Below are 13243 nucleotides of genomic sequence, written 5' to 3'. Positions count from 1 at the left end.
CTGGCCGGAGCAGCCCCGGGCCGGAGTAGCCCCTGGTCGGCGGACCTGCGGCCCGGCTGTCGGTGGCCCGGCCCATACTGGGGCACATGGCGAAAGGCACGAAGAAGCGAGCGGCGGCGCGCGGGCGCGCGGCGGGCCGGGGGCGCACCCCCGAGCCGATCACCGCACCCGTCGACGGGGGCCTCGCCGAGCTGGTGCCGGACCGCGACCGCCCGCGCGGCTGGACGCTGCTGCTGGACGGCAAACCGCAGTCACACGTGGATCTGGACGACCCCGCCCACCTCGACTTCGAGTATCAGCGGCGGCTCGGCCACGCCGCCGATCTCGCCGCCCCGCCGGGGCGCCCGCTGCACGCCGTCCATCTGGGCGGCGGCGCCTTCACCCTGGCCCGCTACATCGCGGCGACCCGGCCCCGCTCCACCCAGCAGATCGTCGAGATCGACGCCGCGCTCGTCCAGTTCGTACGGCGCGAGCTGCCGCTCGACCCCGGCGACCGGATACGGGTGCGGGGCGCCGACGCCCGGGCCGGGCTCGCCAAGGTGCCCGAGGGCTGGGCCGATCTGATCATCGCGGACGTCTTCAGCGGGGCCCGCACTCCCGCGCACCTGACCAGCCTGGAGTTCCTGGCCGAGGTCCGCCGGGTGTTGCGCCCCGGCGGGCTGTACGCGGCGAACGTCGCCGACGGCCCGCCGCTGGCCCATCTGCGCGCTCAGATCGCCACCGCCCGCGCCGCGTTCGCCGAGGTGTGCCTGACCGCCGACCCCGCCGTGCTGCGCGGCCGCCGCTTCGGCAACGCCGTCCTGCTGGCCGCCGACCACGAGCTGCCGGTGGCCGAGCTGACCCGCCGCGCCGCCGGGGACCCGCACCCCGCCCGGGTCGAACACGGCCGCGCGCTCGCGGACTTCACCGGTGGCGCGGCCCCGGCCACCGACGCGACCGCCACACGGTCCCCGGCGCCCCCGGCGGCCGTCTTCGACTGACCTGGCCTCAGTTGTGACTCCCGGTTGTTCAAGCGGGACAGGAAAACTGTGCATCTTGTGAAGATCTTTTCGTGAGTGCCGATTCCGGCCGTTACGGTGGCGCGCGTACGACGACCCCCACTTCCGTATGCAGGGCAGGCACACGTGACGAGCCGCAGGTACCGCCGCCGCACCATGAGCCGGAGCACGCTGGCGATGGGAGCCACCGCCGCCGTCCTCGTGGCGGGCGGGGCGGCGTTCGCGCTGAGCAGCGCGACGGACGACGGCGGGGGCACGGCGGGAACGGCACCGGACTTGGGTGCGGGCACGGGCACGGGACCGGGGACCGGCCCGGGCACCGCGCCGGGGACGACACCGGGCACGACGCCGGGGACGGAACCGGAGAAGACGCCGGGGAAGAAACCGGGGAACGGGGCGGGGGAGGCCGCGAACGCGCGCTTCGCCCCGTACATCGACACCTCGCTCCACGCCCCCTACGACATGGTGGGCACCGCGAAGAAGACCGGCGTCAAGGAGTTCACCCTCGGCTTCGTCTCCCCCGGCGGCGGCTGCACCCCCAAGTGGGGCGGCAGGACCGGGCTCGGCGCCGACAAGGTGGCGCGGCAGACGCAGGCGCTGCGCGCGGAGGGCGGCGACATACGGGTGTCCTTCGGCGGCCAGGCCGGGTCCGAACTGGCGCTGGCCTGCTCCTCGGTGGACAAGCTGACCGCGGCGTACAGCCAGGTCGTGGACCGGTTCAAGCTCACCAAGGTCGACTTCGACATCGAGGGCAAGGCGCTGGAGAACGCCGCGGCCAGCACCCGCCGGGCGCAGGCCATCGCCGCGCTCCAGAAGCAGAACCCCGGCCTGGACGTCTCGTTCACCCTGCCCGTGATGCCCACCGGCCTCACCCGCGACGGTGCCGAACTGGTCGCCGACGCCAGGAAGAACGGGGTGAAGGTCTCCGCCGTCAACATCATGGCCATGGACTACGGCAGCTCCTTCGACGGCGACATGGGCCGGTACGCGATCGACGCGGCCACCGCGACCCAGAAGCAGCTCAAGCGCGCCCTCGGGCTGGGCGACGCGGCGGCGTGGAAGACCGTCGCCGTCACCCCGATGATCGGCGTCAACGACGTCAAGAACGAGATATTCACCGTCGACGACGCCACGGAGCTGGTGCGGTTCGCCCGGACCAAGGGGCTGGGCAAGCTGTCGATGTGGTCCGCGACCCGCGACAAGCAGTGCGCGGGCGGCACCCAGGCCACGGCGTCGGCCATCTGTAGCTCGGTCGAGCAGGGCGCGCTCGCGTTCACCAAGGCGCTGGGCGGCTACCGGGGCTGACCCACCGGAAGGGCCCCCTAGTGATGGGGGGTCTCCTGGTGCTCCCGGTACTCCTCGGCCGTCGGCTTGGCGATCTGGCCGCCGTCGCCGAAGTAGAACTGGGACAGCCGCGCCCGCAGCCGCTCCTTGCGGGTCGGCTTCCGTTCGACCCCGGCCCCGTCCACGGCCGGTGGCAGCTCCAGGGGCTCGTACTGCTCGTAGGCCGTCAGCGTGTACCGCTCGCCCGGCGGCAGCGGCTCGTGCACCTCGATGTACTCGCCGTGCGGCAGCCGCTGGATGATGCCGGTCTCGCGGCCGTGCAGCACCTTGTCCCGGTCGCGCCGCTGCAACCCGAGACAGACCCGTCTGGTGATGGCGAACACCACGAGCGGCACCAGGAAGAAGCCGATCCGGCCGGCCCAGGTGATCGCGTTGATCGACAGATGGAAGTGGGTCGCGAAGAGGTCGTTGCCGCCGCCGATCAGCAGGACCGTGTACAGGGAGATCCAGGCGGCGCCGAAGGCGGTGCGGGTGGGGGCGTTGCGCGGGCGCTGGTTGAGATGGTGTTCGCGCTTGTCGCCGGTGATCCACGCTTCGAGGAACGGATAGAGCCAGATGGCGAGCAGCACCATCGGGAAGACCACCAGGGGGATGAACACGCCGAGGACCAGGGTGTGGCCCCAGAGGTTGATCTCCCAGCCCGGCATCAGCCGGATCAGCCCCTCGGAGTAGCCCATGTACCAGTCGGGCTGGGCGTCGGTGGAGACCTGGTCGGGCCGGTAGGGGCCGTACATCCAGATCGGATTGATCTGGGCGATGCCCGCCATCAGGGTGGTGATGCCGAAGACCAGGAAGAAGAACCCGCCGGATTTGGCGACATAGACCGGCCACAGCGGGGGACCCACGATATTCATGTTCTTCTTGCCGGGCCCGGGCTCATGGGTGTGCTTGTGATAGACGAGCAGAATCATATGGAGGGCCAGCAGGCCGAGCATGATACCGGGGATGAGCAGGACGTGGAGGGTGAAGAGCCGGGAGATGACGATCGTCCCGGGGAACTCTCCGCCGAAGAAGAAGAATGACAGATACGTGCCGACGATCGGAACGGACAGGATCGCGCCCTCCATGAAGCGCAGCCCGGTGCCGGAAAGCAGGTCATCGGGGAGCGAATAGCCCATGAAACCGTCGAACATGCCGAGAATCAGCAGTCCGGCGCCGGAGAGCCAGTTGATTTCGCGCGGTTTGCGGAAGACGCCGTTGAAGAACGTGCGCATCATATGGGCGATCATGCTCGCGATGAAGAGCACGGCCGCCCAGTGGTGGATCTGCCGCATGAGCAGGCCGCCGCGCACGTCGAAGCTGATGTCCATCGTGGTCTCGAACGCCTGGGACATGCGGATGCCGTTGAGCGGCTCGTAGCTGCCGTGGTAGACCACCTCGCTCATCGCGGGCTCGAAGAACAAGGTGAGATAGACGCCCGTCAGAATGATGATGACGAACGTGTACAGGGCGATCTCGCCGATCAGGAAGGACCAGTGGTCGGGGAAGACCTTCCGCAGATTGGCCTTGCCCATCTTGAAGAGGCCGACCCGCCCGTCGAACCACCCGGCAAGTGCCTCGCCCTTTGGTTTGCTCATATCTCATGCATTTACCAGCACCGTCCGCCGTCCGCCCTGTCGGCCGGGCGTGTGGCCCACGCCGTAATCCATTCGGGGGAGGGAGCGGCTCCGCCCACCCCCCAGGCTGGGCGGAGCCGCGGTCTTTATCGCGACCCTTTATCGCGACCGAAGCGGCTGGGCGTCCGGCAGCTCTCCGGTGCGGGCGACCTCCGCGTACCAGCGCGCGCTGGACTTGGGGACGCGGGCCTGGGTGGGGTAGTCCACGTAGACCGCGCCGAAGCGCTTGCTGTACCCGTACGCCCATTCGAAGTTGTCCATCAGCGACCACAGGAAGTAGCCGCGCAGATCGGCGCCGTCCGCGATGGCCCGGTGGGCGGTGGCCAGGTGGGCGTGCAGGTACTCGATCCGCTCCGGGTCGTGGACCTGGCCGTCCGCGTCCGGCTTGTCGTCGTACGCGGCGCCGTTCTCGGTGATGTAGAGCGGCACGCCCGGCGCCTCACGGGTGTAGCGCATCAGCAGCTCGTGCAGTCCGGTCGGGTCGACGGTCCAGCCCATCTCGGTGCGGTCGCCCGGCGTCTGGTGGAACGCGACCCGCTCGGAGCCCGGCCAGGGAGAGTGGGCGCTGGCGCCGTGGCCGTCGTGCCGGGCGGGCCGGGCCCCGTCGTCGGTGGCGGCTGATACCAATGAGGGCGTGTAGTAGTTGATGCCGAGCGCGTCGAGGGGGTGTTTGATGACGGCCAGGTCGCCATCGCGGACGAAGGACCAGTCGGTGATAGCCGCCGTGTCCTCGATGAGGTCGCTCGGATACGCGCCGCGCAGCAGCGGCCCGCTGAACACCCGGTTGGCCAGCGCGTCGATACGGCGCTGAGCGTCCAGGTCGGCCGGGTCCTGGGTGAGCGGGCGGATCACGGCCGGGTTGAGGCTGATGGCGATCTGGGCGCGGGCCGGGAGGGCGGCCCGCAGTGCCTGCGCGCCGAGGCCATGGGCCAGGTTGAGGTGGTGGGCGGCGCGCAGCGGGGCGAGCCGCTCGGTGCGCCCCGGGGCGTGCACCCCGGAGCCGTAGCCGAGGAAGGCGCTGCACCACGGCTCGTTGAGGGTGGTCCAGTACTCGACGCGGTCACCCAGCGCCTCCGCGACGATCCCGGCGTACTCGGCGAACCGCTCGGCCGTCTCGCGTTCCGGCCAGCCGCCGGTGTTCTCCAGCTCCTGGGGGAGGTCCCAGTGGTAGAGGGTCAGCACCGGCTGGATCCCGGCGGACAGCAGCTCGTCCACCAGGCCGCGGTAGAAGTCCAGCCCGCGCTGTACGGCGGGCCCGCGGCCGGTGGGCTGGACGCGTGACCAGGAGACGGAGAAGCGGTATGCCGCCAGGTTGAGGTCGGCCATGAGCCGGATGTCCTCGCGGAAGCGGTGGTAGTGGTCGACCGCGACATCGCCGGTGTCGCCGCCGAGCACCTTGCCGGGGGTGTGGCTGAAGGTGTCCCAGATGGACGGGGTGCGGCCGTCCTCCTGCGCGGCGCCCTCGATCTGATAGGCCGCGGCAGCCGCGCCCCACAGGAATCCGGGCGGGAAGGAAAGGGTCATGGAAGCGCTCCCATTCGAGGTCATGGTGTGGGGAGGGACGGGGGAGAGGGAGGCGAGGGCGGTGGGGGCCGTGCGGGCGGCGCGGGCGGCGCGGGCGGGGGTCTCAGCCCTTGACCGCGCCCTGCATGATGCCTCCCACGATCTGCTTGCCGAAGAGCACGAACGCGATCAGCAGCGGCAGGGTGCCGAGCAGCGCCCCCGCCATGATCACCGACTGGTCGGGGACATAGCCGCGGCCCAGTCCGTTCAGCGCGACCTGGACGGTGGGGTTGCCGGTCTGGGTGAGCGCGATGATCGGCCAGAAGAAGTCGTTCCACGCCTGGACGAAGGTGAGCATCCCCAGCACGGCCATGGCCGGGCGGGCCGCCGGGAAGACCACGTGCCAGATGATGCGCAGACTGCTGGCGCCGTCCACCCGGGCCGCCTCGATCAGCTCCGTCGGCAGCGCCTGGCTGAGGTACTGCCGCATGAAGAACACCCCGAAGGCGGTCACCAGCGTCGGCAGGATGACGGCCTGGAGCTGGTCGGTCCACTCCAGCTCGGCGACCACCATGTACAGCGGCACCACGCTGAGCTGGGGCGGCACCATCATCGTCCCGATGGTGAGCATCAGCAGCAGGTTCTTGAAGCGGAAGCGCAGCTTGGCGAAGGCGAACCCGGCGATGGTCGAGAACAGCACGGTTCCGGCCGAGATGGTCCCGGCCACCACGGCCGTGTTCAGCAGCGCCTCGCCCATGTTGGCGTCGTTCCACGCCACATCGAGGTTGTGGAACAGGTTCCCGCCGAACCAGAACGGCGGCGGGGTCTCGGCGAGCCGGGTGTTGGTGCGGGAGGCGGCGATGGCGGTCCACACCAGCGGGAAGAGCGAGCCGATGGTGAACAGGATCAGCACGGCGTAGGTGATCTTCCCGCCGTGCAGCTGCCTGCCCGCGCGGTTACGGCCCTTCCGCCCTGCCGGGGGCGGTGCGGGCGGTGCGGACGCCGGCCGGGAAGACACGGTGGCGGTCATGGTGGTCCCTCGTCTCCCTCACTGGCTCTTCCGCAGCCGTCGCTGGAACAGCCAGTTGGCCGCGGCGATCAGCAGCAGGATCAGGAACATGGCCCAGGCGATGGCCGAGGCCCGGCCGAGGTGCTGGTTCACCCAGCCCTGCTCGTACAGGTACAGGCCCAGCGTCTGGAACTGGTGGTCGCCCCCGCCGGTCGCACCCGCGCTGCCGTTGAACAGCAGGGGCTCGCCGAAGAGCTGGGTCGCCCCGATCGTGGACACCACGACGGTGAACAGGATGGTGGGGCGCAGCGAGGGGATCGTGACATGGATGAACTGCTGCCAGCGGGAGGCCCCGTCGAGCGACGCCGACTCGTACAGATCGTGCGGCACGGCCTGCATGGCGGCCAGGTAGATCAGCGCGTTGTAGCCGGTCCAGCGCCAGATGACGATCGTGGAGACGGCGAACTGCGAGGTCCAGGTGCCGTTCTGCCAGTCGATCTTGTCCATGCCGATCGAGTCGAGCGCCCAGTTGATCATTCCGTAGTCGCGCCCGAAGAGCAGCACGAACACCAGCGTCGCGGCGGCCACCGAGGTGGCGTACGGGGTGAGGATGGCCACCCGGAAGAACATCGAGCCGCGCAGCTTGTAGTTGAGCAGATGCGCCAGCCCGAGGGCCATCAGCAGCTGCGGCACGGTGGAGATCAGGCCGATGGTGAACGTGTTCTGGAGCGCGTTCCAGAAGAACTCGTCCTCCCACAGCCGGGAGAAGTTCCGCATCCCGACCCACTCCATGTGGGTGGGGTCGGTCAGCTCCACGCGGTGCAGCGCGGACCAGCCCGTGTACACCAGCGGGAAGAGCCCGAAGGCGGCGAAGAAGACGAAGAACGGGGCGACGAAGGCGTACGGGCTCCACTTCACGTCCCAGTGGTGGCGGCGGGAGCGCCAGGTGCGCCGCCGCTGCTCCCTGGGGTCGAGGGGCGCCACCGGGGTGGCGCGGCGCGGGGCCGCGCCCCCCTGCCCTGCGGGGGGCGCGGCAGTACCGGAGGAGGTGGACATCCCGGTCACTGGTCCAGCGCGTTGTCGATCGTCTTGGTCGCGGCCTTCCAGCCCGCGTCAGGGGACTTGCCCTGCTGGTCGACCTGGAGGAGGCCGATGTCCACGAGGTTCTGGTTGATGATCTGGTCCTTCGCGCCCAGCACCTGGACCGGGATGCCCTTGGCGGCCGCGGTGAAGATGGAGCCGATGGGCGCGTCCGCGAAGTAGGGGTGCTTGGCGTCCTTCACGTCGGGCAGGGAGTACGACGCCTGGGCGCTCGGCCAGCTTCCGCGCTCCTTGAACAGCTTGGCCTGCTGTTCGGGTGCGGTCAGCCAGGCGACGAGCTTGGTCGCCTCTTCCTTGTTCTTGCCCGCCTGCGGTACGCCGAGGAAGGTGCCGCCCCAGTTGCCGGGCTTGGGCGCCGCGGCGACGTCCCACTGGTCCTTCGCCTTGTCCCCGGCCTTCGACTGGATGTAGCCGAGCATCCACGGCGGGCAGGAGACGGTGGCGAACTGCCCGTTGGCGTAGCCCTGGTCCCAGCTCTTCTGGAACTGCTGGAGCTTGGCGGTCATCTTCCCGGTGGCCGCGCTGGTCGCGATCTTCCAGGCGTCCTTCACGGCCGGGCTGTCCTTGTAGATGATCTTGCCGCTCTTGTTGTAGTAGCGCTCCGCGTTGCCCGCGACCACCGCGTTGAAGACGCCGCCCGCCGAGTCGACGAAGGCCGTGCCCTTGGGGGCCTTCTTCATGTACTCCTTGCCCGCGTCCAGGTACTTGTTCCAGTCCCCGGCCCAGAGCTGGGCTACCTTCTCACGGTCGGTGGGCAGCCCGGCCTTCTGGAACAGGTCCTTGCGGTAGCAGATCGCCATCGGGCCGATGTCGGTGGCGAGACCGACCGCCTTGCCGTCCTTCGTGATGCCCTGCTGCCATTTCCAGTCAAGCCAGTTCTCTTTCTTGACGCCTTCTGTCTTCGAAAGATCAACGAACTTGTCCGCCTGGGTCTGGACGACCTCGGCGATGTTGGCGACTTCGATGCCCTGGACATCGGCGAGACCGCTGCCCGTGCTCAGGTGGTTGAGCAGCTGCGGGTAGTAGTTCTCGTTGCGCTCGATGACCGTCTGCTCGATCTTGATCTCCGGGTGGAGCTTCATGTACTCGTCGTAGAGCCCGGCCTCCTTGAAGCCCATGGTGCCGAAGAGGCCCATGATGATCTTCGTCTTGCTGCTGCCGCCCCCGCCGCCGCTGCCGGACTTGTTGGTGTCGCTGTCGCCGTCGTCGGCGCAGCCGCTGAGCAGTCCGGCCCCTAACGCGGCGATGGCCGCGAGGGCCACCGCTCTGCTGCGGTACGTACCAGTGGTCCTGCGCATTCCGTCCTCCTAGCGCCCTGACGTACCGCTCCCGGCCAAAAAGGGGGAATCCATGGGACTTTGAGATGCATCGGCACGGGCGGGCAGTGTGCGGGTTGTGTATGACTCAGGTACTGTGGGAGCGCTCCCAGGTTGATGTGTTGAAGGGTTGCGGCTCCCCGCTGGGGTGTCAAGGGACAGAGCGGAACAACTTCCGGAAACCACACTGCTGTTGAATGTCCACCGCAGCCGCCCAGATGGGGTGGATCTGCTGGGTACGGAGGCTGGAGGCGCGAGATGGCAGGAACCCGGCGGCATGGTGCGGGGCGCGGCAGGCCCACCCTCGAGGAGGTCGCGGCCCGCGCCGGCGTCGGCCGCGGCACCGTCTCCCGGGTGATCAACGGCTCGCCGAGGGTCAGCGACCACACCCGTACGGCCGTCGAGCAGGCCGTCGCCGAACTCGGCTACGTGCCGAACCGGGTGGCCCGCGCGCTGGCCGCCAACCGGGCCGACGCGGTCGCGCTCGTCATACCCGAGCCCGAAACCCGGCTCTTCGCCGAGCCGTACTTCTCGGACATCATCCGCGGCGTCGGCGCCGAGCTGGCCGACACCGATCTCCAGCTGCTGCTGACCCTCATCCGCACGCCCAAGGAGCGGCAGCGCTTCGCCGAGTACCTGTCCGCACACCGGGTCGACGGCGTGCTGCTGGTGTCCGTCCACGCGGACGACCCGCTTCCGGACCTGCTGGAGCGCCTGGAGATGCCCGCGGTGCTCAGCGGGCGCCGCTCGGCGCACGAGTCGGTGCCGTACGTCGACTCGGACAACACCGGCGGTGCGCAGTCCGCCGTGGAGCACCTCATCGGGCGCGGCCGCACCACCGTCGCCACCATCACCGGACCGCTGGACATGTACGTCGCCCAGTGCCGCCTGGACGGCTACCGCGCCGCGGTCCGGGCGGCGGGCCGGGAGCCGGAACCGGAGCTGGTGGCGTCCGCCGACTTCACCGAGGAGGGCGGCCGCCGCGCGATGCGGCAGCTGCTGGAGCAACGGCCCCACCTCGACGCGGTCTTCGCGGCCTCGGACGTGATGGCCGCGGGCGCCCGCCAGGTGCTGCGCGAGTCCGGGCGGCGGGTCCCGGAGGATGTCGCGATGGTCGGCTTCGAGGACTCCGCCGTCGCACGCCACATGGACCCGCCGCTCACCAGCGTCCGGCAGGCGACCGAGGAGATGGGCCGGGCGATGGTGCGGGTGCTGCTGGAGGAGATCGAAGGGCCCTCGGAACGCCCCTCCAAGCGTCCGCAGGTGGTGCTGCCGACCCAGCTGGTACGGCGCGAGTCGTCCTGAGCGTGAACGCGAGTCGTCCCGAACACGAAAGGGCCGGTGGACCGCCGGGTGCGGTCCACCGGCCCCGCCGGGGGACGGACTGTTACAGCGCCGGGTAGGCGTTCCTCAGCAGCTGCTGGAACTGGGCCGAGAACCAGTGGCCCGACAGCGGGGCGTTCGGGAGCGAGCCCGACATGTTGTAGCCGTTGCGCGCGTTGCCCGTGTACGTCGGGTCGCACATCCGGTCGAAGCCCTTGCCCTCGTCGTTGGGGATCTGGGAGCTGGCGCCGTCGGACTCGCCCGGCGGCTTCATCCACACGTACGCGTCGATCCCGGCGGCGGGCGATGCCTTGGGCCGCTCACCGAGCCCGGCTCCGGACTGGTTGCACCAGTTGCCGATGTGGATGCGGCGGTCGTAGCGGCCGCCGTTGACGTACGTGTCGACGCTGGTCGTGGCGCCCGGGCCGGACGGGCGGGCGGCGCCGCCCCAGCCGTTGCGGGAGGTGTCGATGAGCGCGCCGATGTTCGACGGGAAGCCGACGTTCACCAGCTCCTGGCGGAAGCCCTGGGCGAAGGACAGCTCGTCGACGTAGCGGTTCCAGTCCACCCACTTGGACTGGCGGACCGTCGTCCCGTTGACGTTGTCATTGATGGTGAAGTTGTTTTCCTTCAGGGCGCTGTAGTTGGCGGTGTTGACGATGATGCCGCTCACCTTGTCGACCGTGCTGCCCTCGGCGGTCGCGGCCTGCTTGATGATCTGGGCGGTGGGGTTGAAGTTGCTGTCCCAGCCGATCCAGCCGTGGTGGCCGGCGTCCACGTAGTTGTAGACGTTGCCGATGGCGCCCAGCTTGTTGAGCGCGTAGCCGACGCCCTTCACATAGTTGCCGTTGGCCTTCATGGTGTCGCACTGCGGCGTGGCCGTCGCGCTGCCACCGGTGTTGGTGACCAGGTTGGGCAGGGAGTCGATCTCGACCGTGGTGACGATCCGCAGGTTGGAGTTGGCGTACTTCGACTCACCCAGGATCGACGCGATCGGGTCGATGAACTGCGTCTTGTACTTGTCGATCTCGGTCGGGCCGAGCTCGCCGTTGGATGCGAGCGCGGAGCAGTCGCGGCCGGGCAGGTCGTAGATGACGAGCTGGACCACGGTCGGCGAGCCGCCCGACTGCGACAGGGCACGGTCCAGGTGGGCGCGCAGCCCCATCTTGCCGCCCGCTCCGTTGATCGCGGCGATCCGGTCCAGCCAGATGCCGGTGGGCTGGTTGGAGACCTTGGAGCCGCCGGGTTCGGCGGCGGCATTGGCGGACCACTCGGGGTTCACGTACGCCTTGGCGCCCGCGTACGGGTTGTCGACCTTCGCGGCGGCCTTGGCGGCCCCGTCGGCCTGCGCCGAGGCGGTGCCCGCGAGGGAGCCGACGGTCAGGGCGGTGGCGGCCAGCAGCGCGCCGCCCGCCAGCGCGGCCGCGCGGGTACGGGTGCCTGGCTTGCGGGAGGGTGGGGGAGGTGAGGTGATGCGGCTCATGACAGTCCTTTCAGGTGATCGCGGAGTCCGATGCCGAAGGCGGTCGGTGTGCCGTTGAAATCGCTGATGAGGGAGGGGCCGGAGGAGCAGTCCCAGGTGTTCCAGGTCCAGCCGAGGTACGAGGCGCGCTTGGCGTCCAGCCAGGCCATGACGCGGTCGATATAGCCGTGCGAGCAGGTGTTCTCGCCGATTTCGCCCGCCACGAACGGCACTTGGGCGATCACCGGGGCCAGCTGTTCGTTGAAGCAGCTCTCGCTGGAGCAGGTGTTGAAGTTGTACGTGTGCCAGGCCGCGGCGAGGTTGCCCGCCGGATCGCTCGGCTTGTACGTCAGCCACTGGCGCATGTCGTTGGAGTAGGCGAGGCCGCCGAGCAGGATCACGTTCTGGGCGCCGGTGGCCCGTATCGCGGTGACCAGGCTCTGCATCCCGGCGACCTGGTAGTCGATGCCGGGGCAGCTGCCGCCGTCCCGCCAGCACTTCCACGCCGCCGCCAGGTCCGAGGTGGCGCGGTCCGGGAACGGCTCGTTGAACAGGTCGAAGACCACGGCCTGGTCGCCCTTGAAGGTCTGCGCGACCGAGGACCAGAACGCCGGGGTGTACTGGGCGTTCGGCATCGGCTTCTGGCAGGTGGCGTACTCGGTGTCCGGGCAGTGATTGTCGCCGCCGGTGTATTTTCCGTGGCTCCAGTGGAGTTCGAGGATCGGTGTGAGGCCGTTGGCCTCCAGCCGGGCCACGAACTCCTTGACCGCGTTGATGTAGTTGGCGCCGCGGTAGGCGGAGTTGATGTGCGAAAGACCGAGCCAGCACTCCTCGTTGAGGGGCACGCGGACCGCGTTCGCCTTCCATCCGGCGATGGCCTTGACGGAGGCGTCGTCCACCGGTCCGTCGAAGATGCCCCGCCCCTGGACGCACATGAACTCGCCGCCCGAGCGGTTGACGCCCAGCAGCCGCCGGGTGGCCCCGATCTCGTCCACGAACGCGTTGCCCGAGACGCGCAGCTTCGGCGGGGTGCCGCCCTGACCCGGCGGGGGGTCGGTGGGGTCCGTCGGGCCGGAGCCGCCATCGCACGCCACCCCGTTGAGCCGATACGCGGAGGGGACGGGGTTGGACCCGGACCAGGAGGCGGTGAACCCGGCGCTGACACTGCCGCCCGTCGCGATCTTCCCGTTCCAGGAGGCGTTGACCGCGGTCACCGTCGTCCCGGACTGCGACCAGGTGGCGTTCCAGCCCTGGGTCACCTTCTGTCCGGCGGAGAAGTCGAAGGTGAGGGTCCAGCGGTCGAGCGCGGCTCCGTTGTTGGTGATCGTGACGTTGCCCTGGAAGCCGTTGTCCCACTGGCTGGCGGCGGTGTACGCCACGGTGCAGGACGCGGCCGCCCGGGGCGCGACGGAGGTGCCGGCCGCGGCGGCAGAGCCCGCGGTGCCCGCCAAGGTGAGCGACGCGGCGGCCGCCAAGGCGTAAAGGCGCGGTGGTGCGCGCATGGAGCGACTCCTCGGGTCCACGCGCCGTCCCGTGCGGCGCTGACTGTTGGAACCGCTCCCACTGGTTGA

The 13243-nt window shown here is 69.7% G+C and carries 10 protein-coding genes; 3 read left to right on the top strand and 7 right to left on the bottom strand.

The window, feature by feature from the left end; translation table 11 throughout:
* Positions 1–86: 86 nt before the first annotated feature.
* Positions 87–980: a spermidine synthase gene (locus HYQ63_RS16290; protein WP_179934506.1), complete on the top strand. Its 894-nt coding sequence runs from the start codon at positions 87–89 to the stop codon at positions 978–980.
* A gap of 144 nt (positions 981–1124) precedes the next feature.
* Positions 1125–2303 carry a chitinase gene (locus HYQ63_RS16285; RefSeq protein WP_179934504.1) on the top strand — a complete coding sequence of 393 codons (1179 nt, stop codon included), beginning with the start codon at positions 1125–1127 and terminating at the stop codon, positions 2301–2303.
* Between the two features lie 17 nt (positions 2304–2320).
* Here the strand turns inward: HYQ63_RS16285 and HYQ63_RS16280 are convergent, their stop codons facing one another.
* The 5 genes from HYQ63_RS16280 to HYQ63_RS16260 form a co-directional block, all read right to left on the bottom strand.
* Positions 2321–3919: a ubiquinol-cytochrome c reductase cytochrome b subunit gene (locus HYQ63_RS16280; protein ID WP_179934502.1), complete on the bottom strand. Its 1599-nt coding sequence runs from the start codon at positions 3917–3919 to the stop codon at positions 2321–2323.
* Positions 3920–4057: 138 nt separating this feature from the next.
* Entirely contained in the window at positions 4058–5482 is a 1425-nt protein-coding gene (locus tag HYQ63_RS16275) for a GH1 family beta-glucosidase (protein ID WP_179934501.1), read from the bottom strand.
* A 103-nt stretch (positions 5483–5585) separates the two neighbouring features.
* Entirely contained in the window at positions 5586–6491 is a 906-nt protein-coding gene (locus HYQ63_RS16270) for a carbohydrate ABC transporter permease (protein ID WP_179934499.1), read from the bottom strand.
* Positions 6492–6509: 18 nt separating this feature from the next.
* Positions 6510–7526 (bottom strand): carbohydrate ABC transporter permease, encoded by a 1017-nt coding sequence (locus HYQ63_RS16265; protein ID WP_179934497.1) that lies wholly within the window; start codon positions 7524–7526, stop codon positions 6510–6512.
* Between the two features lie 5 nt (positions 7527–7531).
* The gene (locus tag HYQ63_RS16260) at positions 7532–8869 is read right to left on the bottom strand and encodes an ABC transporter substrate-binding protein (protein ID WP_179934495.1); all 1338 of its coding nucleotides are present in this window, start codon (positions 8867–8869) and stop codon (positions 7532–7534) included.
* A 276-nt stretch (positions 8870–9145) separates the two neighbouring features.
* On the opposite strand from HYQ63_RS16260, the gene HYQ63_RS16255 reads away from it, so the two are divergent.
* Entirely contained in the window at positions 9146–10192 is a 1047-nt protein-coding gene (locus tag HYQ63_RS16255) for a LacI family DNA-binding transcriptional regulator (RefSeq protein WP_179934493.1), read from the top strand.
* Between the two features lie 82 nt (positions 10193–10274).
* On the opposite strand, the gene HYQ63_RS16250 is transcribed toward HYQ63_RS16255, so the two are convergent.
* Together HYQ63_RS16250 and HYQ63_RS16245 are read right to left on the bottom strand one after the other, a co-directional pair.
* Positions 10275–11693 carry a glycoside hydrolase family 6 protein gene (locus tag HYQ63_RS16250; RefSeq protein ID WP_179934491.1) on the bottom strand — a complete coding sequence of 473 codons (1419 nt, stop codon included), beginning with the start codon at positions 11691–11693 and terminating at the stop codon, positions 10275–10277.
* Positions 11690–13174, bottom strand: coding sequence for a cellulose binding domain-containing protein (locus HYQ63_RS16245; protein WP_179934489.1), 1485 nt, complete (start codon positions 13172–13174; stop codon positions 11690–11692). Before HYQ63_RS16245 ends, HYQ63_RS16250 begins: the two co-directional genes overlap by 4 nt.
* Positions 13175–13243 lie beyond the last annotated feature (69 nt).

Origin of the sequence: Streptomyces sp. Rer75, from assembly GCF_013414305.1 — a bacterium.
GTDB lineage: Bacteria > Actinomycetota > Actinomycetes > Streptomycetales > Streptomycetaceae > Streptomyces > Streptomyces himastatinicus.
The sequence above is the reverse complement of the archived record's forward strand: the minus strand, read 5'-3'. Positions and strand labels throughout refer to the sequence as shown.